The following is a 20,626-nucleotide window of genomic DNA, read 5'->3' as shown; positions in this document are numbered from 1 at the left end:
TCAATATACTCCGTAAGCGTTTGCAGGACTCACACCGACAGATTTCCTCCGTGCTCACGTATCCATTGGCGATATTCCGACGGCGACACTCCGGTGATTTTTTTGAATACCTTCGAAAAATATTTCGGGTCATGGATCCCCACCAGGCTGCCAACGTCTCCGGCTTTCAGTTCACCCGTCAGCAGCGACTTGGCTTTTTCGATCCGGATTCGCGTCAGGTATTCCAGAAAGCTTTCGCCGACCTCCTTCCTGAACAAATTGGCAAAATAATTTTTGCTTAAATGGACCATGCTGCTGATCGATTGAAGCGAAATCTCCTGATGGTAAAACTGCTGGATGTACTGGGTCGCCTTGATAATGCTGTTGCGGTCGTTGTGATACATCCCGTTCATGTGCCGCATCAGCGCCTCAAACGACTGGATGAACCAGGTTCTGCTCTGTTCCAACGTTTCCAGCTTCGACAGTTCGTCGAAATATTGCTTTTTCAGCTGCAGCACCTGCTGGGGATCATTGGACACCTCCTGCCACAACGTCGTCAGAACCATAAGCAGCTCAAGCGAGACGATCTGCACCAGCTCCACGTCCCGGCGGGCCGCGAGCTGTTCGAACACATTCTCCAAATCATCCATTAATTCTTTGGTTTGAAACGCATATACCATGGATTGGAGCTGATGCGTGCTGATTTTGAAATGCTCCGCCTGCAGATCAGGCTCCCGCATGTCGTCGCTTCCGTGCACGATCACGCGTCCGCTCCCGAGAAACATCTTTTGTTTGGCGGCATGAACGGCTTGCGCGTAGGCTTCCTTCATGCCGGCCCAATCCGAGAACCGGCCGCTGATCCCGATGGTTGCCCGAAGCCCGTACGCCTCCGATAGCCGGAGAATCAAGTCGTTTGCCAGGTCCAACAGCGGTGCCATGCCGCAAGCGCTTGGTTCCCCTTCTTTTGAAGCGAGTGTCCATAACATATTCATGTCGCCCTGTTTATCCGGGAAAAGCTCGTACTTCCAATGATCTTCACGCCGTAATTGCTCCGCCGCGCGCCGGATCGAGGATTGCCTTTCCGTGTATCCATGCTCCGCAGCATTCAGGCTGACGTGCATCAAATATGCGGAATGAAGCCGTGCCATGCCCAAAGTTTCGGCTTGTTCTTCTCCATTTTCTTGGCACATATGCCCCTCGATCATGTCGAGCAGGAATTTTTCCTTGTATACCGGCTCAGGCGAAGCCGATGCTCCTTCTGCAACCCGCCCCTTTTGAGCCGCATCCAGGTTTTCTTTTAATGCGAGCAGCGACTGCTCAAAATCCCGGGGCATCATATCCGATTTGATCAAATATTCGGACACCCCATGCTTGATCGCTTCTTTGGCATATTGAAAATCTTCAAGGTTGCTTAAAATGATGATCTTGATATCCGGAGATGCGGTGCGCACCTTGGCGATCAACTCGATCCCATCCATGACAGGCATTTTAATGTCCGTGATCAGGATGTCGGGCATCCCCGCTTCCATCAGCTCCAGGGCTTCCTTGCCGTTGGCGGCTTCGCCCGCCAGCTGCAGTCCGATTTTCTCCCAATCGATCATGGAACGAATCCCATATCTGACGATAAATTCATCTTCGACAATCATGACGCGATACACGCAGCATCCCTCCCTCTATGTCATCAGCGGAAGCCGGATCCGGATGACGGTTCCGATTCCGGGCTCGCTCCGGATTTCGATGCCGTACATTTTTCCGCAGATGAGTTTGATTCTCTCGTCCACGTTGGCCAATCCGATGCCGCCCGATTTTTCTCCTCCAAAACCTTGCTCTGTCAGCAAACCGCGCGCCAAAGCCGGCTCCATTCCTTTGCCGTTATCCTCCACCTCGAACCGCAGGCCTTCGCCGGGCACCTTGAAGCAGCGAATGTGGATCCTGCCTCCCGATTCCCGTTCACCGAAAGCATGCATGATCGCATTTTCGACAATGGGCTGCAGGATCAGCTTGGGTGTTCGCAGCGATTTTACTTCTTGGTCCATCTCGACCACGGTCTCGATATTGAAGTTGAAACGGAACTTCTGGATGCCCAAATAACATTGGACATGCTCGATTTCTTCTTCGACGGTGACGGTCTCCTCCCCTTTGCCAAGGCTGATCCGGAGCAGCCGCGACAGCAGGCTTACCATTTCCGCCGCATTGTTCGCCTTCTGGATGAGCGCCGTCCATTTGATGATATCAAGCGTATTGTACAGAAAATGCGGGTTGATTTGCGCTTGCAATGCTTTCAGCTCCGCGATCCTCTTTTGGTCCTGCTCTGCATAAACGGCCTTTAACAGCTCATCGATGCGAGTCACCATATAGTTGAAATTGTTGCCCAGAACATCGAATTCGTCGTGGCGGCTCTTTGCTTTATAACGGACGCTCAATTCTCCGGACATCACTTGTCGCATGAGACGGATCATTTTCAGGATCGGGTTCGTGATCGAGTTGGCCATTAAAATCGCGGTTACGATCGAAAAGGCGATGCAAACCACGGCGATGATTAAAATGACTTGCAGCAGACGGCTCGAATCCTGGTACAGCGCAGCTTTGGAAATGACGTTGACGACCATCCAGTCATTGGTATGGAGCTTTTTTACGTTGACGATGAGATGATTGCCTTTATGGATCAGCGGAAAACGCTGCTCCCCCGAACCTGAGCCGATAATTTTCTCATAACCGCTTTGGCCGAGCACTTCGCTTACGTTTTTACCGATCCATTGATTATCCGGATATGTAACCAAGTTTCCGCGGCCGTCTACGACGAAGCTTTGCAAATCCCGGTTGTTGTTCACGGCTTTCGATACGAGCTCTTTGATCACGTCTTCCCGAATATCCAGGACGGCCACGATGCCGAGCGGACTGTCGTCCGACGTTTTGTACAGCTGCTTGGCCAAGGAAAAGACATGCGTGCTCTGGGTATTCAGGCTGTCGACATACGTTCCGTAGCGGGTGGGATACCACCGGAAATTGCTGCCGTCTTCCAGCGTATGCAGGAATGGTGCCACTTCTTTCGGGGTCCGTTTGCTCCAACGGTAAATCCCTTTAATGTAATGCTTTCCGGATACGAAGGATATCGACTGCACGTCCTGATTAATCGCGACAATGGTCGACAGCTTCGTCGTGAGCGACAGGCTATCCACATCGTACCGGGCGGGATCCGATTGATCAAGTGCCCGCAGCATGCCGACGATCTCGTTGTTGTTCAGCACCTGCATCATCATGTCCTTATAAATGCCAAGCCGCGTATCCAAATTGTCGGCGGTTTGATTCAATAAGTGCTCGGAGTATTCGGTGACTTTATCATTGATCGTCGATTTGGAGATGGAAAAAGAAATAATCCCCATGACGACCAGCGGCGTCAAGGAGAACAGAAATAAAAGCAGCATCCATTTATAACGTATGCTGCTTTTCCATATATGCGGCCAGGATCGAACCCGAATCCAGGACCGCTTTGATTGTTCTACAGGCGGATGGGTCATGCGCGCAGCCCTTTCTTTAGCAGAAATCTGCCGGTGTCGGCTTATCCCTTCACGCCCGACATCGACACGCCTTGGACAATGTGGCGCTGAAGCAGAATAAACACGATAATGGTCGGAATCGCCGCGATGGCGCTTGCCGTCATGATCAAGTTCAACGACATTGTATTATTCGACAAAAAGGTGGGAAGCCCTGCCGAAAGAATCATATTTTCTTCCGACGTAATCGAAAGGTACGGCCACAGGAAATTGTTCCAGGAAAGGATAAAGAAGAAAATGCCTACCGACACCATCGCCGAACGCGTCAGCGGAAGGCAAATGCTCCACCATAAACGGAAGTTGCGGCTGCCGTCGATTTGCGCAGCTTCGATATAATCCTTCGGCACGCCGTCCATGAACTGCTTTAACAGCAAAATACCGATCGGGTTCGTCAGTCCCGGCAAAATGATCGCCCACATGTTATCGATCAGCTCCAAATGAAGCGATGTTTCATAAAGCGGGATCAAAATCGCTTCCGTCGGAATCAGCAGGCCCGAAACGATGACGAGATAGAATATCCCCCGGGTCCGGAAGGGCAGCTTCGAGAAAGCGAATGCCGCCAGCGAGCTGATCAGAATCGAAATGACGGACGTCAAAACGCCGATGACGAAGCTGTTCCAGGTCCAGCGCAAAATATGCGAATCACGGACGACTTTGACATAGTTATCGATGTTCAGGTCAGACCAGTTCACCCAGTCCGCAAGCGAATAAACGCTCACTCCGTCAGGTTTTAAAGAGACAAGAAGCATCCAGATCAGCGGAAATATAAATAAAAGCGCAAGTACGATAGCGATCAAGTTTAAAAGGATCTTATTCATGTTCTCTCCTCCTCATCCTTTGCTGCGATCGGTGATTTTAAATTGAATGACGGCAATCAGCAGCATGATGATGCAGAAGATGATGGACTGGGCGGAAGCCAGACCGAACATGTCCTTTTTGAATCCGGTCACGTAAATATAGCGTATCATCGTATTCGTTGAATCCCCAGGCCCGCCGCCGGTCATGATTTGCACCTGTCCAAAGAGCTTCAGGCAGCTGATAATTTGGTAAAAGATTTGGATCTTCATGACTCTGGACAATCCCGGCAGCGTAATGTGCAGAAATCTCTTCCACGCATTTGCTCCGTCAATTTTGGCCGCTTCGTATTGGTCGGTCGGAATTTCCTGCAAGCCCGCAAGAAACAGCACCATGACAAAGCCGACGGTCCACCAGTCGGTCGCGATCGTAATGGCCCACCACACGAAACGATGATCCGTAAGCCAGTGGATGTCTTGCGGAAGGCCCAGCAAATGCAGGAATGCATTGACCGGCCCGTTTTTCGCGTCAAACAGGCGAAGCCAGATAAAGCTGATTACCGAAACGGACAATACGTACGGCAGAAAATAAACCGAACGGATCAAGGTCCGCAGCCAGATGTTCTGATTAATGATCAGCGCCAGCACAAGCCCCAAAATAATCACGGTCGGCGCGCACAGCAGCACGAAATATAAAGAGTGCCACAAATACGTATAGAAATCCGGATTGGTCAAAATCTTCTTGTAGTTGGCGAAAGCCGCATACTTTTCCATCCCCTGGATGCCCCAAACATGGAGGCTCATCCATGCCCCCCGCAGCACCGGCCATAAATAAAACACGGCGAAAGGAACCAGGAACGGAATCAGGTATATGATGGCCTTCAGTTCAGTACGCAAACGCAAAGGCTCGGACCTGCGCAGAGCAGCGGATCCCTTGCCTTCTCTCAACTTCGTCTCCATTGCTCATTCTCCTTGGCTGTAGCTTCTGATCTTTAAATGGAGAGAAAGCTCCGGGCCACGCGGGTCACACGGCTTCCTCTCCTTCAACAATTCTAGTTATCGAGCACTTCGTTGATCTGTTTCTCCATGTTTGCGAGTCCGTCTTCCGGCGTCTCGTTGCCGAAAATGATATTCTGCAGCGATTCCGAAATCGTCGTAATGATCGTCGTGTATTTGTCCGTCGGCGGTGCGAATTTCACCGTCTTTTGCGCTTCGATGAATGCGCTTCGGTACGGGAGGTTTTTGTACTCTTCGCTTGCCGTCACATTGCTGTTCGCCGGTACATGCCCCGCCTGTCCCCAAGTTTTGCCGCCGACTTCGGAGAAGTATTTCATGAATTTGGCCGCCGCTTCCTGTTTCTCAGGCGACACGTACGAAGGTATGACAAGGGTGTGGGAGCTCGCCCAATGCGTTTGGCTGCCAAAGATCGGCGGAAGCGGCATGGCGCCGATATTCTTCGATTGGTCTCCAAGAAGCAATCCGGCTTCCCAGACACCGCCGAACCAAAATGCGGCTTTGCCGTTGAGGAACGTATCCCAAGGATTTTTGTCGTTTAAGTCGCTGTACTTGTTCTTATAGAGGTCCATGTAGAAGTTCAAAACCTTCAGCGCTTTATCATTATTGATGGCGGCTTTGGTCATGTCCGCATTAAGGATGTCTCCGCCCGCTTCGTAGTACAAGTTCAGGAACGGTTCTTGGAAATACGGGGTGTTCACGGCAAGCGCCTGCACGTCCGGCACTTTCGCATGGATATCCGCCAACGTCTTTTCGAATCCTTCCGGCGTCATTTCGCCAAGCTTCGGCGTGCCGTCTTCATTCAGCAGATCCGCTTTTTTCAAAATGTCCTTATTGTAATAGAACATATGGAAGTGCGTATCCAGCGGCACGGCGTAAGGTTTGCCGTCATAGGTAACGCTTTCCATATTGGACTCGGTAATTTGCTTCAGATCGAAGCCGACCTTGCCTGCGAGTTCGTCCACGGGAACGATTTGCTTCGCTTTAACGAAAGGAGAAATCCGGTCCACGTGCGCCACGGCAACGTCCGGTCCTTTGGATGAGGATAGTGCCGTTCCCAATTTCGCGTAATACTCGTTGGATTCGAGACGCAGCTGCTTCACGGTAACTTCTTTTTGGGAATCGTTAAAGCCTTTGATGATCTGATCCACGAAGTCGCCTTCCCCGCCGCCGAACATATTCCAGAACGTAATTTCGACGGGGCTGCCGCCTGCACTCTCCGTTTTTGGCTTATCCGCAGCCGACGTGTCCGTCCCTCGGTCTTTTGTGCCGGATGAACATCCCGACATGACCAGCGCCAGCGTCAATCCGGCCGCCAGAACGCCCGTGAACTTCTTTTTCATCTTCATATTTGACCATCCCTTTCTTGCAAAGTATTTGGTTCGGAAAGCCCTTTCAGCTTAATGTAAGTGCTTTCTTCATCCCTTACTTTACATGGACTTGCGCCGGCCAAGAACCGACAAAAAGCCGATCCTTGGGGAACAATTCACAGATGTTAACTTCGCTCGAATCTGCCGTAGGTGGAAGATCTTACGATAGGTGCAGAAAGTTACGACGGTTGATCCGAATCGCGGGATGGATAAAAAAAAGAGCCCTCAAAGGGCTCATTCATGCGGAAGCCTGGTCCCAACATTCCAGACCCTTGCGCTTTTTCTTTATTTCATCGGAGGAGCTGCCAGAACCTGATCCAACTTCCTTCGGCAAATTTCCTTATACAACGCATGAAGAAATTCTATTTCAATTTCGGCGGCGCTTTTCCATAAAGCAAGGGCTTCCGTATAGGCCGCCGTCAACAAATCATCATCCATCGTTCCGTATATTCCATATTCGCTCATCCATGATCTCCTACTCGCGTTTGTTCAGAGGGTCTTTCGCTTAACAGTGTAATATGCGCCTTTTTGGTATAGAACCGACAATCGGCTTGTTTTTGGGGTACGATGTTACGATCTCGGCCATACCGCCAACTTTATTCATCCCATATGTCGAAATGCTGTTGGAGGCTTTACCCCGTTTTATTGTTATTTGACAGAAACGTATTACGTCGATATGATGTATTTGTAGTGACCAGTTAGTTTTTATAAAAACCTATTGGTCACTCCGGGTCGGACTCGGCTTACTTAAAGGGGACAGAAGTTGGATCCGATCGATATTTACTTTTTAAGAAAGCAGGGAGAACGTATGTCAAATCATCTCGCAGCGCAGACCCTTCGCGAACAGGAGAGCTTTTCGATGAAGAGGATCGTTGCCTCGCTTCTCGCCGTAGTTATCGGCACCTTCATGGTCATATTGGACAGCACGGTCGTAAATATCGCCATTCCCACGCTGGTCGATTATTTCGACAGTTCGCTGCGGATTCTTCAATGGTCCGTGACCGCCTACACGTTATCCTTGTCCGCCGTCATTCCCCTGGCCGGCTGGATGTCGGATAAATTGGGAGCCAAACGGGTATTTCTTGTCTCCATCGGCCTGTTTACCGCCGGTTCGGTCCTGTGTGCTATGGCCCATACCCCGCAGCAGCTCATATTTTACCGGATTCTGCAGGGCCTTGGGGGCGGCCTGGTGTCCCCGATCGGGATGGCCATGGTTTACCGTATCGCCCCGCCGGAAAAAAGGGGATCGATCATCGGAATGTTCGGCATTCCTATGCTGCTTGCTCCAGCTCTCGGTCCCGTCCTATCGGGGTGGCTGGTCGAATACGCAAGCTGGCAGTGGATCTTTTTGATCAATCTGCCGGTCGGGATCGTCGGAATCGTCGTCGGGAACAAATTCCTGCCTTCTTTTCCGAGACATGAAGCACCCGCCTTGGATATCGCAGGCATGATACTGGGTCCGTTCGCTTTTGCTTTGATCACGTTCGGGATCAGCGAAGGAAGCGTAAGCTGGACCTCGACCCGAACTTTGTCCGGCCTGATCATCGGCGGAGCCGCCCTGGCATGTTTTATCATTTCGTGCCTGATGAAAAAGCAGCCCTTGCTGGAACTGAGAGTATTCAAATCGTCGGATTTCACCCGCGGCATCGTGGCATCATGGATCATGCAAACGGCTTTGTTCGGTACGGTGCTGCTTTTTCCGCTCCTGCTCCAGCAGGTCAAACATTACTCGCCGCTCGCCACCGGACTCATCCTTTTGCCGCAGGCTGCCGGTTCGATGATTTTCATGCCTTTGGCCGGGCGGATGTTCGACAAAGTCGGAGCTCGTCCGCCCCTCATTGCCGGAATGATATTGATTTCGTCGGGATTGTTTGCGATGTCGTTCCTGCGTCCCGATACTCCGCTGGCGTATATGATGGCAACCTTGTTTTTGCTCGGTTCCGGCATGGGATTGTCCATGATGTCATTAAACACGCATGTGCTTAATGCCACACCGCCACATTTGGTCAGCCGAGTCACGCCGCTTACCAGCGCGTCGCAGCAGGTCGTCACTTCGCTTGCCATCGCGGGTTTTACCGGTTATTTGTCTTCCCGCATGACGGCGAACATGAATCAGATAGCCGTAGCAAAAAGCCCGCTGGAAGCAGGCATAACCTCCTTCGCGGAAACCTTTTTTGCGGCTGCATGCATCGCATGCGCGGGGCTTTTGCTTAGCTTCTTCATCCGCAAGCCCAAGCTTGCCAAAATGGAAATGGCAGGATCCGGCCTGACCGACGACGCAGGACATTAAAGCATCCATCCTAATGCCGCTTGACCTTGGAATGCAATGGCCTTATCGTATAACGGGCAACATTAATAGACAGGAGGAATACAATCATGAGCCCGCTAACGGATTTCAAAACATTGACCGTGATCGTTATTCTAGCATTTTTATTGTCCATTGCCGCAATCGGATTTTGTCCCCATTATATCCCCATCCATTTTAGCGGAGGTCATGCGGACCGGTTCGTAAATAAATACCTCGGGCTGTTTCTGTTTCCGGTGCTGATGGCCGTTGCGCTCATTTTGCACAAATTCGAGTTTAAGACGGCTTGGGGGATCTATTTTTTGGCGCTGCTGCATCTCTATCTGCTTTACCATGCCGTATTTTAAAGATTGGCCTTCGGCCTCCCTGCTTGGATGCGACGCAAAGATTGTGGATGGCATGGGCAAAAAGCGGTACGATAGATCCGAATTGGTTAAAAACAGAGCGATGACGGAGTTGCCGTTGGGAGGATAAATACCGTCATCAGGTTTGACGTCACGAAGGAGGCGGCACGGATGAGCGTTTTAAAGGAAAAAATTTTGCAGTCGGCGATCCGGCTTTTTGCGGAAAAGGGATATCAGGCAACTTCCATACAGGATATCGCGGATGATTGCAGCATCGCCAAGGGTTCCCTGTACAAACATTTCAGCTCCAAGGAAGAGCTGTACATCAGCATTTTGGAGAAACGTCAACAGGATATGGTCGATGCGGTGGATCGAATCCGAAACATGCAGTTGCCCAAAAGAGAAACCTACCTGGAAGAAATCGCGTACCAGTTCGACTTTTACGTGAAGCACGGCTATTACATTTCCAGGGACCATAACGAGCTTCCACCGGTCAACAACGATAAAATCGAAAGCGTCCTGAGCCGGATAAGAAGAAACATGTTTCTTTATTATCAAGACATGCTGATCAGGCAATACGGGCCAGCAATTGAAAAATGGAAATGGGATGCCACCGCGCTGCTAAGCGGGTTAATCCGGGAATATACGTTTCACCTGCTGTTTGAAGGCAAGCCGATCGGCAAAAAAGAGCTGGCCTTGTTCATCGCTGAACGGATGGACGATCTTGTGGAAGGTTTGCTAAAAAGATCTGCGCCTGCCCTTCTTACGGACGAGATTATGACGGAGTATTCCCGGATCGACCTGATGAACGTATTGGATTCCCGGCAAGGAAGAAAAGCCGAACTGATTGAGAGAATTTCTTCCATTATTCCGGATATCGCCGTACCGAACCAGAGAAAAAAGGAATTGGCGGAGGTTGCGGCCATGCTCCGGGAAGAATCCGCAAAAGATCATCCAAGGACGTTTCTGCTGCGGGCGTTGATTCGCGATCTGGAATCTGAAAGCGAGCTTGCTTTTTACGCGAATCAGCTGCATCCCTTTATCTGAGTTAAGCCGACAACGACAAATGAAACGCAAAATATAACAAATCATGAAACCTTTTCATTTTCAAACACGTCTAATTCATGGAATGCCTAAACAACATTGTTATCAGACATAGGAGGGAAACGACTAATGAAAAAATGGAAAAACATCACCTTGTCGGCCGCTGCCCTTTCGCTGCTGTTATCGGCCGCGCCCATCTATGCGGCGCCCCAATCCATGCCTGCTTCAACTCAAGTTGAACAATCATCTACAGTCAACCTGGATCCCGCAATAAAGGAGCAATTGACGAAAGTTTTGAATAAGCTCGCAGCTGGCGCCAAAATTGAATTTACAAGCGTTGATAAGGATGCAGAAGGACAACCCCTGTTTGTTAACGGAAAGCTTAGCGGCCCGATAAACGCAGAAATTATTCAGCAATACAATCCGGCAAAAAAACGGGTGGAATCGACTAGCATCATCTACAAATCCTCGAATACGAATGCGATATTGGGTGCGGCATTGTCCAATAAAGCGGCAGCTTTCCTGAAAACCTTCGATACCGATCGCAAGTTTAAGACGGAAGCCGTTTGGCGCGTATACTCCCCTTATCAGGACAACGCTCCCCGGAACTACTGGGTCCTCTGGGGCAACAATCAAAGCCTGTACATCGATCTGGATAAAAGCGGAGAAATAACGGCCAGCATCACGTATCCTCTGACGTCAATGAAAGCGGAGCTCAACAACAAAGCAAACCGCTCCCTCAAGGCGCTTGGAATCGGCACCGTTAAACCGTTTGATTATGCGGTTCGGCAAAAACAAGCGGACAAGAATTTTGTCTGGAATTACCGGGACGATGAAGCCAACAACCGGGTGGTCATCGGAGTCAAGACCGGAAAGGTGTGGGAGGTTGAAAATCTGTACGGACAGGATTGGGCCAACGATCAGGACTATACCAAATCGTTCGCCAAGCCGGTGCTCAGCAAAAACCAAGCCCTTACCGCCGTCAAACCCAAGGTCAAATCGATCTTCGGGATTCAAATGAACGGATATACCGTGAAGATAAACAAAAATGAGTATACGTTCACTAAAAAAGGCGCAACCACCATTATCGGAAAAATCAATAAAAAAGGAAAATTCTATTCCCTTCAAGCCTTGCCGGCAAACGGAATCCGGAATTAATCCCCGTGTGGACACTGTCCGTCGGGCCCCTTGCCGGGCGGAATCGAATGGATAAGCATGAAAAAAAAGCGTTCTCGTTACGAGAAACGCTTTTTTTCTGTCGAATTACGAAGATATTCGGTTTCTTGCTAAATTGCCTGGCAGACTTGTCAATTCAAGAACGATCGCTTTGTATCTATCAAGCATTCAAGTACCAGAATATTGCAGCTTACCGCCTGCTCCAGGACATGACGAATTCTGCATGCCCCGTGTTCTCGTCGGCGGCTTCCTCCATGACGACAAAACCATGGCGGCAATAAAAACGGTAGGCGTTATCGTTGTCTTTGTATACCTTTAGTTTCAGTTCCTCGCTTCGTTCCTTCACGAATTGAAGGAGAGCCCGGCCGTATCCTTTGCCCTGATGGTTAGGGTGTACGAATAAAGCGGCCAAGTAATCCTGAACCGTCGAAATGAAGCCAACAGGTTGGCCCGTCTCTTCCAACACATAGGTATCGGCCATAGGCAAATACACGTTTCGCATGTCCTGCTGTTTGGCCTCCCAGTAGCCGGGTTCGATAAAATGGTGGGCCTCCTTGGAGGCGTCCAGCCATATGCCAATCACAGCATCCATATCTTTATCGTTCATCGTTCTGATCTTCATGTATCATAACCTCATATTCTATTTAATATCCCCGCTAGTCTCGTTTCATGTTCGAAACCTAACGGATGCGCTGCTCCTTTTCCTCATGCATCTCAAGGACGTTCCCCCAATATTTTACGATTTCGAATTTGAAGGGGCCAGGATATTTTTGGTAGTTCGGAATGTAGAGATATGTCCCTTCGGCGGATTGATACTCTTGAACGAAAGGATGAGGCTGGCCGTCAGCATCGGTAAAAGTATCCTTCAGTTCGAAATATCCGCCCTGAACCGGTTGCTGCGATCCATACATCAAGCGAAGGGCCAGTTTTTGATCCGAACTTTTCTCCGGTTCTTGCTTTAAGGAGATTTGCGAATCCGGCGTCTGCACTAAAGCGCCTTGCTTCGGATCGATGGCAATCTCCACTTCATGATCGGGTTCGAAACTCGCATAATAAAATTTCAGCCAGAGCTCCCTGTGCTCCGAGTAAAAACTGCTGGTCAGATAAATGGCTCCGCCTTCAGGCGTTACCAGCGTTCGATCAAATCTTAACACCGCATCATAATTCAGCCGCTGCTTCGCCTGCTTTTCCTGTGAAACAAGGTCTAGTGTAGCTTCGATCTTTTCCAATTTCTTGCCGTTGCTGCTTTTGAAGTCGAACTCAAGGTCCGTTCTCAAAGGACTTTGAATCATTTTGGTAAAAGTAATCTGTTGTCCGCTCTGCGTGATATCCACATGAATCGGGCGCTCTTCAATATCCCTTGCGTGCGGACCGTGTTGTAAGGTAACGGGTATAGTCAGGTTTTCCGTTTTCACGCTGACATTGCTTCCTTCGGGTTTTAGCTGGGACCAGGTCGTTTGGATCTGCAATTTTTCCGGCATCTGCCCGCTCTCTTTAAAATCAAATATCATGATCCCCTTTGTCAGCGGTTGATCCTTTGGCAGCTTGGCGTAGGTGTCCCAAGTGAACGAACCCTCAAGCGGCCGCCCCTGCTCATCCAGCAGCTGCGGAGGATGGTTGTAGCTTAGTCGCAGCGGAAGAGATTCATTGCCGTTCTCCGTTGTGTAAAATAGAATGATTCTTCTGCTGTCTGAAACCGTCCCCTCGATATTGATTGTATAACCTCCTGCAGAGACGGATTGATTCAGCTTATGATACAATCCGTGCTCGGCCGCTTGCTTCAGCATGACAAGAAAATTATCGGATTTGTCGAACATCTTCTCGACATATGCTGGGATCTGTACGTTCGTCTGCGATTCCCCCGCCGCCGGAACCGGGTACAGCTTATAGCCTGCGGCCGCGCCCGCTCCACCGACCAGCAGGACAGCCAGGACCGCGGCGGCAACGCGAACCCGCTTCGCAGTCCGGAATCGGTACATTGGACCCGTTTGTTCTGCCGCCGCCCGCCGGATTCCTTTTCGCAGCGCTTCGTCCAGCTTGTTATCCGACGCCATGCCGACCGCCTGCCGTACCTCCTGTCCGCCCATCTCGATCATCCAGTCCTCATGATTGGTCATGCTGCAATTCACCCCCATAATTGATTTTCCCGCGCAGTTGCTTGAGTCCTTGATGCAGCCACGTTTTGACGGTCCCCTCCGCCCTCCCGAGAATCTGCGCAATCTCCGGTACGGTCATATCGTTGTAGTATCTGAGTATGATCACATTTCTGTACTTGGGCTTTAGGCGGTTCAGCGCCTTTTCCATATCGAGCTTTGCAACGCTAACCATTTCAGGGGTATACGTGCCGGATCGTTCCAGGACGATGCGCTGTCTGCGTTTTTGCCTTCTCAATTCTTCGATGCAGCAATGGATGACGATCCGGATCACCCAAGGCAGCATGGCGTCGGGGTCTTTTAACGTGCGGCATTTCGACCACCCCTTGTACGCGGCTTCCTGCAGCATATCCAGCGCATCCGCTTCGTTGTGCATATAGCTGAATGCAACGCCGTAGAGTTTTCGTTTGTGCAGCGACAGAAAGTTGAAGAAGGCTTCTTCATCTCCCCTGCAAGCAGCCGCGGCCAGATTGTGTTCTTCCATGATGCCCTCCCAATAATCAAGCTTTCAGCGAAATGCTGATCTGTCTTATAGACGGCAAGCAAACCGCCAAACGTTTTATTTTTTTTGGGCAAAAACATTCGGGTTAACTTCAAGAAAAAAAAGCGTTAAAACCCTGATTAAAGGTTTTAACGCTAATTGGTCTAACCCGACTCATTCATTTCATACCTCAAGCTTCATTGAAGCCGCATATTCCGTTTGTAGATAAAAAAGGCCCGGCTCAATGCGCCTGTTTGGCCCGGTGAACCGTCAGGGTAACCCGATTGGTTTCGCACATAAATGTGGAAAGATGCACGGGCTCGTCATCGGCGTCAAATGCGACCTTCAAAATCCGAAACAAATTCGCCCCGATATCGCATTCCAACAATTTTGCCGTGTCCTTGGTCGCACTGATGACATCGATCTCCTTATCATTGCTCACGATTTCCGTGCCGTAATCCGCCGCCAAAATCTTGTAGGTAGATTCGTTCATGGCGATCTTTTTCTCAAGATCGGGAAACCGGGTAAGCGAATAATGCGCGATGTCGTAAAACAGCGGACGGTCATTGACATACATAAGCCGTTCCAATTCCAGCACGGGGCTTCCCGCATCGATGCGAAGATACCCGGCGATCTCCTCCGTCGCCTCGATGACGTCGCTCTTTAAAATACGCGAATTCGGAATCATGCCGAGCTGATGGCTAAACTCCGAGAATCCGCTTACAGACAGCAGTTCGTTGTGAAACTTGTTGGAGGCCACAAACGTCCCCCGCCGCGGTATCCGGGTGAGTGCCCCTTCCCGGACCAGCTCCTCGATCGCTTTGCGGATCGTAATCCGGCTTACGTTATAAATATTGCAGAGTTCGGCTTCCGTGGGGATCTGTTCATCCGGCTTGTAACGTCCTTGCTGAATATCGTTTTTCAACATTTGCCTGATCTGCATGTACAGCGGCTGAGGCGTTGAAGGATTTAAATTCATTGAACATACATCCTTATCCATCAATGATCGTATTCTTTATCCCTTTATTATACATTGATGGTTGCGTCCAGTCACCATGCAGCAAAATAGCTTATCGTTTTTGCGGCCCTTTGCGCGCCTTGCTCCAGGCAAGCTTCGACCGAAAACCCTTTCAACACGCCGTAAATAAACCCGGCGATAAAAGAATCGCCCGCCCCCAGCGTGTCTACGACCTCAACCTCAACGATTCCGTGTTTATAAAATGTTTTGCCGTCATAGGCTAGCGACCCGTTTTCTCCAAGGGTGGCGACGACCAATTTGGCCCCGCGATCCTTGATCTTTTTCATCAAGCCGCGGATATAGCCGTCATCCTGCGTATAGGATAAAAACGGATAATCCACGTATGGCGTCAACGTCGTCAACAGTTCATGATCCAGTTTATCGGCAAAGTCGAAGGAGGTAAGCAGTCCCTTTTCCTTAAAATACGCAAAACAAGCGTCGGCATGTCCCCATATTGCAGAGTGCACGAGATGAAACGACTCCGTAAAACGAAGATCCTCGGGACTTAAGGAGAACCCGGCCATCACGCCTTCCTCGTAATCTCCCAGCTTCCTTTCATTGCCTGCCATTTCGACAAAGGTAACCGCCGTTCTCCCCTCTTTTACCGAAACCCTGGAGGCATCCACGCCTTTTTCCTGAATGGCCTGAACCATGGTCTCGCCATACCGGTCGGTCCCGACCCAGCCGATATACGCTGTATCTGCGCCCAACTCGGCCAAATAGACGGCCACATTCACCGCATTCCCGCCAGGATAAGCTTTTCCGGTCGATTGATAGACATCCATGCAATTGTCTCCGACGGCAACGATTCGCATTTTCCCCCACCTTCCCCATGTTCAAGAAAGAGTACTGCGGGCAACAACGCAGCACTCCCCGTACATATTAATATTCCATTTTGCGGTAGTATCTTCTGAGGGTCAGCGGATGATTTCTTTCGCGTTCGAGGTAGACGCTGATTCGGCTGAGCAACGCCCAGTTGATGCTTACGGCAAAATGCTTCCTGAACTCTTCGCTGATGCCTTCCATCGCAAAATCCTTGGTATCGATGACCGTCAGCCGTTTGGTCACCTTCTCTGCAAAACGTTCGACGCGATCCGCAAGCGGTCTCGTTTCATCTTCGCCTTTCAGCAAAATCACACTCGTATCTTCCACCACGAGCTCGAGCGTTCCGTGGAAAAACTCGGCTGCATGAATGGATTTGGCGGGGATCCACTGCATCTCCTCCAGCACGCACATCGCATAGGAATACGTGTTGCCCCACAGGTTCCCGGAACCGACCATCATGTGATAATTCGTATCTTTATGTTCGATCGCGAAAGCTTCGGCTTTTTTGTCAAATGCTTTGACGGCATCGAGGATGGCACGCGGCAGCAGGGCGACTTCCTTCGTGAACCGCTCGTATTGAGGGAACTCGTTATTGTTATGCATGAACCGGAATACGACCATGTACAGCAGCATGAAGAACGTATCAAAGGAGTGCTTTTCCGATCCGGTGGTGATGCAGTGATCGACAAGCTTCGTAATCGGCGTATCCGGCTCGGCCACCAGGGCAAAGGTCGTTGCGCCCCGCTTTTTGCAATATTCGATCGCTTCGATCGTCTCCTTCGTCGTTCCGGATACCGAGGTGAAGATGCACACCGAATCTTTGCTGAAATGCCTGTTGTTCATAACCAGAAATTCGGCGGCGATTTCGGCGTGCACGTCGATCTTGGAGTTTGATTTCAGGATATATTCGTAAGGGTACATCATGGCGATGGTACCGCCTGCGCCAATCATAAAGATGTTGCTGTACCCTTTCCGGCATATCCCGTCGACGATTTCCTCGATCCGGTTCCGATATGCCAATCCTTCTTTTTCCACCAGTCTTAGGAAAAGCTCTTCGTCAAAGTTAAACATCATTCCATTCCCCTCCTGACCGAAGCGATGGACAACTCCGGCTTTTTATTTGTTATGCCTTGTATTATATTCAAACAATACATATTTTACAATCATTTTTTGTTTCCCCTTTAAGCGACAATATCGGGGTTGTTGCGTTGATTCTTATGTCGTCCGTATTTCTTTTCCCAATAATAATAGACGGGCAGACCGGTTACGATCACGACCAATGCCGCAATCATCCCTTCCAGCGGAGCCCAGGTGAAGGTACCCCATGCCAGCCACCCCGCTCCAAGGATCGCCAAAATCGTTGTGATTCTCCAAAAAGGCATTCGATAGATCGGCTTGTAATCCTCTCTCTTCCGGCATTTATAAACGGCTGCAAAGTCCAAAATGTTAATGACAAGCTGGATCAGCGTAAAATAACCCAACAGCGCGGTTAAATCGCTGAAAAAGACGAGAATGCAGGCATACGATACCTGAGCCAGAATCGAAAAGCTCGGCGTTTCGTGCTTGGGATGAACCTTGGCAAACCTTTGAAAGAACAACCCGTCCTTGGCCATCGCATATTCCAAGCGAGGTTGGAACATGATGCAAGAGCTTAAGGAACCGAGAATAACGATGATGGCAGTAATCGCCACGAAATGGGACGCTATGCCGGATAGACCCGGGATATAGCTGACGGCATCGGAAACGGCCGCACTTGAATCCATCAATTTATCAAAAGGCATAAGTCCCGTAATGCAGACCGAAAGAAGTGAGTACAGTCCTAAGACGATCAGGACGGAGCTGATCAACGCCTTCGGCAACACTTTGCCCGGATTCCGGATTTCCCCCGCCATAAAACAGATCGAAGCCATCCCCGTATAAGCCCAGGTCGTCGCCGAAATGCCGCCGATTAAGCTGCCGCTGCCTGATCCCTTAACGGGCGTATAGGAAAAGTGGTCGTAGTTCATGTACATGAAGCCCAGCCCAATGACGATAAGAAACGGAATGATCTTGATGAAGGTAATCACGACTTGAAAACGGCCCCCCTCCTTCACGCTGCGATAATGGATGGAGGTGATGAACAGAATAATCGCGATGCCCAGCAGTTTGCCGGGAATTCCCGTGAAGAACGGGAAGAAGCTGGCGAGGTACGTCACAATGGCCAGCGCCATAATCGAAATGGACGGCGGATCCAATGCCCAAAACGTGGCCCAGCCGTACAGGAAGGCGAGCGGACGCCAGCCCGCCTTGTTCAGATACACGTAACCGCTTCCATTTTCGGGGTAGGCTGTGGACAGCTCGGCCAATACCATGACCTGCGGAATGGCAATCACGCCGCCGATAATCCAGGCCAGAATCGAAATCGATGGCAAGCCCGCCGCCCTGGCCACATCTCCCGTGGAGACGAAGATCCCGGAGCCGATTGTCGTTCCCACGGCAAGGGCCAAGGCTGACCAAAAACCCAGCTTTCTTGTAAGAGTGCCATTGCTCATCGTAAGTTCCTCCAAATCAAGATGATAAGATGTTCAGTTCCCTTATTTTCCTGATGGAATGCATGACAACGTCGTGCGGATTTTGATAATAATGCAATCCCATAATTTCAAGCGTACATATCCCTTGGTAACCATGGCTTTGAAGCTCCGCCAGAACCCCCCTCCAATCCAATCTCCCATCGTCCAACGCCAGATGGGCGTCCGACGTTCCGTCTCCATCAATCAGATGGAAATGGCACAAACCCGGCAGCATGGAAAAGTAATCCCCCGGCGTTTCGCCGGCCAGCTGCATCGCCACGGCATCGATCATTCCCTGAAGCGCCGGAGACCGGATTTCATCCATCATTTTCCGGATCCCCTTAACGTTGGTCATCAGGTTCGATTCAAAGCGGGTCAAGGGCTCCAAAGCGAGCGTTGCTCCTTCCTTTTCGGCTACCCGGGCCAGTCTGCCGATCGAGTCGGCCGAATACTTCCAAGATTCTTCTTGGGAAACATGAAAATCCCCAATCCCGGACGTGACCAGCACCATGCTGCAATCCAGTTCCAGCGCGGCATACAGGTTTTCCACAAAATAATCCACGCTTTTTTGCCGCAGATCCCGGTCTGAGGAAGCCAGGTTGTACGGATAAACGCATTGTTCCGGCGTATAACAGATCACTTTCATGTGCCTCGACCTGAGTTCTTGCCTGATTCGCCGCAATTGGCCGAGTCCTCCCCGATACACATAGAAATGGGGTTCGCCCGCCCACAACTCTATCTGATCTACCCCAAGCTCCGACATGGAATCGAGAAAATGCCCAAAAGGAAAATGCCTATACGTAATATTCATCCCCGCAATATTCATGGATCCACCTCCGATTGAAAACGCTTTTATTTGTTATGTCTTGTATTATATCTAAGAGGTACATTTGATTCAAGTGTTTCTTAAAAATTAATCCGAGAGGATCAATCTTTGCAGCATAACGAACAAGCGGTTCGGCATAATGATTTCAATGAAAATCGGGACATTGCACCGGATAAAAAACGTATCGCAAGGAGGATTGTTAAATGTATCCATCCTATCCGTACTACGGTTCCGAAGTACAGTGCAAACAGATTCCGATTACGTTCCCGCCGCAGCAGCAGCGTCGGCAGCCAGGTTTCGAGTACCTCATGGTTCCCCAACCCATCGCTGAAAACCCGAATTACCGGGGATCAGGAAAACTCGCGAACAAAATCGCGGTCGTTACCGGCGGGGACAGCGGGATCGGACGCGCGGTCTCGATCGCTTTTGCCAAGGAAGGCGCGGATGTGGCGATCGTTTATTTTGACGAACATCAAGACGCGGCGGAGACGAAAAAAAGAATCGAGAGCACCGGAAGGCGATGCCATTTGATTTCCGCCGATTTGAAGGAAGAAGAGGCATGCAGGTATGCCATCGCAAAAGCGGTGGAGGCATTTGGAAGGATCGACGTTTTGGTCAACAACCATGGGGTCCAGTTTCCACAGAACAGCATCCTTGACATTTCGAAGGAACAGCTTGAGTTTACCTTTCGAACCAATATTTTTTCCTTTTTCCATTTGACCAAGGCGGCGCTGCCTTATATGAAAGAAGGAAGTTCGATCATTAATACGGCATCCGTAACCGCATACCGGGGAGAAAAAACTTTGATCGATTACTCTTCGACCAAAGGAGCCATCGTTTCTTTTACGCGCTCGTTATCCTTAAATTTAATCGACCAAAAAATTCGAGTAAACGGCGTCGCACCCGGACCGATTTGGACTCCGCTGATCCCGGCTTCCTTTACCCCGGACCGGGTCAAACACTTCGGCACCGAGGTGCCGATGAAAAGAGCGGGCCAGCCTTTTGAGCTGGCTCCCGCCTATGTGTATTTAGCCTCCGACGACGCTTCGTACGTGTCGGGCCAAATTCTTCACGTGGGCGGCGGCGAGATGGTGGAGTCCTAGCCGAAAACAAAACGAAGCTGCTGCCATTCACCACAAAAAAGGATCGCGGACGAGTGTACTCGCCGCGATCCTTTTTTTGTGAACTTGAAAC

Annotated in this window: 19 protein-coding genes; 5 read left to right on the top strand and 14 right to left on the bottom strand. The window is 50.2% G+C overall.

The window, feature by feature from the left end:
• Positions 1-29: 29 nt before the first annotated feature.
• The 6 genes from RJP21_RS26575 to RJP21_RS26550 form a co-directional block, all read right to left on the bottom strand.
• Positions 30-1,637, bottom strand: a complete 1,608-nt coding sequence (locus RJP21_RS26575; protein ID WP_310861963.1) for a response regulator transcription factor — start codon at positions 1,635-1,637, stop codon at positions 30-32.
• Between the two features lie 15 nt (positions 1,638-1,652).
• Positions 1,653-3,404, bottom strand: a complete 1,752-nt coding sequence (locus RJP21_RS26570) for a cache domain-containing sensor histidine kinase (protein ID WP_310861962.1) — start codon at positions 3,402-3,404, stop codon at positions 1,653-1,655.
• 134 nt (positions 3,405-3,538) lie between these two features.
• Positions 3,539-4,351, bottom strand: coding sequence for a carbohydrate ABC transporter permease (locus RJP21_RS26565; protein WP_310861961.1), 813 nt, complete (start codon positions 4,349-4,351; stop codon positions 3,539-3,541).
• 12 nt (positions 4,352-4,363) lie between these two features.
• A complete protein-coding gene (locus tag RJP21_RS26560; protein ID WP_310861960.1) occupies positions 4,364-5,287 on the bottom strand; it encodes a carbohydrate ABC transporter permease in 924 nt (307 codons plus the stop codon).
• Between the two features lie 92 nt (positions 5,288-5,379).
• Entirely contained in the window at positions 5,380-6,690 is a 1,311-nt protein-coding gene (locus RJP21_RS26555) for an ABC transporter substrate-binding protein (RefSeq protein WP_310861959.1), read from the bottom strand.
• 306 nt (positions 6,691-6,996) lie between these two features.
• Positions 6,997-7,176: a hypothetical protein gene (locus RJP21_RS26550; RefSeq protein WP_310861958.1), complete on the bottom strand. Its 180-nt coding sequence runs from the start codon at positions 7,174-7,176 to the stop codon at positions 6,997-6,999.
• A gap of 343 nt (positions 7,177-7,519) precedes the next feature.
• Here RJP21_RS26550 and RJP21_RS26545 point away from each other — a divergent pair, with 343 nt between their 5' ends.
• The 4 genes from RJP21_RS26545 to RJP21_RS26530 all read left to right on the top strand — a co-directional run bounded on the left by RJP21_RS26545 (position 7,520) and on the right by RJP21_RS26530 (position 11,562).
• Complete coding sequence (locus tag RJP21_RS26545; RefSeq protein WP_397386289.1) at positions 7,520-9,001, top strand: DHA2 family efflux MFS transporter permease subunit; 1,482 nt, start codon at positions 7,520-7,522, stop codon at positions 8,999-9,001.
• An 86-nt stretch (positions 9,002-9,087) separates the two neighbouring features.
• The gene (locus tag RJP21_RS26540; RefSeq protein ID WP_310861956.1) at positions 9,088-9,363 is read left to right on the top strand and encodes a DUF1648 domain-containing protein; all 276 of its coding nucleotides are present in this window, start codon (positions 9,088-9,090) and stop codon (positions 9,361-9,363) included.
• Positions 9,364-9,531: 168 nt separating this feature from the next.
• On the top strand, positions 9,532-10,407 hold the full coding sequence (locus tag RJP21_RS26535; protein WP_310861955.1) for a TetR/AcrR family transcriptional regulator: 876 nt from the start codon (positions 9,532-9,534) through the stop codon (positions 10,405-10,407).
• A gap of 126 nt (positions 10,408-10,533) precedes the next feature.
• Complete coding sequence (locus RJP21_RS26530; protein ID WP_310861954.1) at positions 10,534-11,562, top strand: hypothetical protein; 1,029 nt, start codon at positions 10,534-10,536, stop codon at positions 11,560-11,562.
• Positions 11,563-11,770: 208 nt separating this feature from the next.
• On the opposite strand, the gene RJP21_RS26525 is transcribed toward RJP21_RS26530, so the two are convergent.
• The 8 genes from RJP21_RS26525 to RJP21_RS26490 all read right to left on the bottom strand — a co-directional run bounded on the left by RJP21_RS26525 (position 11,771) and on the right by RJP21_RS26490 (position 19,432).
• Positions 11,771-12,202, bottom strand: coding sequence for an N-acetyltransferase (locus RJP21_RS26525; protein ID WP_310861953.1), 432 nt, complete (start codon positions 12,200-12,202; stop codon positions 11,771-11,773).
• A gap of 58 nt (positions 12,203-12,260) precedes the next feature.
• Complete coding sequence (locus tag RJP21_RS26520) at positions 12,261-13,697, bottom strand: DUF4179 domain-containing protein (protein ID WP_310861952.1); 1,437 nt, start codon at positions 13,695-13,697, stop codon at positions 12,261-12,263.
• Positions 13,684-14,217 carry a sigma-70 family RNA polymerase sigma factor gene (locus RJP21_RS26515; protein WP_310861951.1) on the bottom strand — a complete coding sequence of 178 codons (534 nt, stop codon included), beginning with the start codon at positions 14,215-14,217 and terminating at the stop codon, positions 13,684-13,686. Before RJP21_RS26515 ends, RJP21_RS26520 begins: the two co-directional genes overlap by 14 nt.
• Before the next feature lie 238 nt (positions 14,218-14,455).
• Complete coding sequence (locus RJP21_RS26510; protein ID WP_310861950.1) at positions 14,456-15,193, bottom strand: GntR family transcriptional regulator; 738 nt, start codon at positions 15,191-15,193, stop codon at positions 14,456-14,458.
• Between the two features lie 71 nt (positions 15,194-15,264).
• Complete coding sequence (gene frlD / locus RJP21_RS26505; protein WP_310861949.1) at positions 15,265-16,047, bottom strand: fructoselysine 6-kinase; 783 nt, start codon at positions 16,045-16,047, stop codon at positions 15,265-15,267.
• A 67-nt stretch (positions 16,048-16,114) separates the two neighbouring features.
• On the bottom strand, positions 16,115-17,128 hold the full coding sequence (locus RJP21_RS26500) for an SIS domain-containing protein (RefSeq protein WP_310862006.1): 1,014 nt from the start codon (positions 17,126-17,128) through the stop codon (positions 16,115-16,117).
• 110 nt (positions 17,129-17,238) lie between these two features.
• A complete protein-coding gene (locus tag RJP21_RS26495) occupies positions 17,239-18,588 on the bottom strand; it encodes an amino acid permease (protein WP_310861948.1) in 1,350 nt (449 codons plus the stop codon).
• A gap of 16 nt (positions 18,589-18,604) precedes the next feature.
• Complete coding sequence (locus RJP21_RS26490; RefSeq protein ID WP_310861947.1) at positions 18,605-19,432, bottom strand: sugar phosphate isomerase/epimerase family protein; 828 nt, start codon at positions 19,430-19,432, stop codon at positions 18,605-18,607.
• A 203-nt stretch (positions 19,433-19,635) separates the two neighbouring features.
• On the opposite strand from RJP21_RS26490, the gene RJP21_RS26485 reads away from it, so the two are divergent.
• Entirely contained in the window at positions 19,636-20,535 is a 900-nt protein-coding gene (locus RJP21_RS26485) for an SDR family oxidoreductase (protein WP_310861946.1), read from the top strand.
• Positions 20,536-20,626 lie beyond the last annotated feature (91 nt).

Origin of the sequence: Paenibacillus sp. VCA1 (assembly GCF_031583795.1) — a bacterium.
GTDB classification, from domain to species: Bacteria; Bacillota; Bacilli; order Paenibacillales; family Paenibacillaceae; genus Paenibacillus_AQ; species Paenibacillus_AQ albilobatus.
This window is presented reverse-complemented; position numbering and strand designations above follow the sequence as displayed.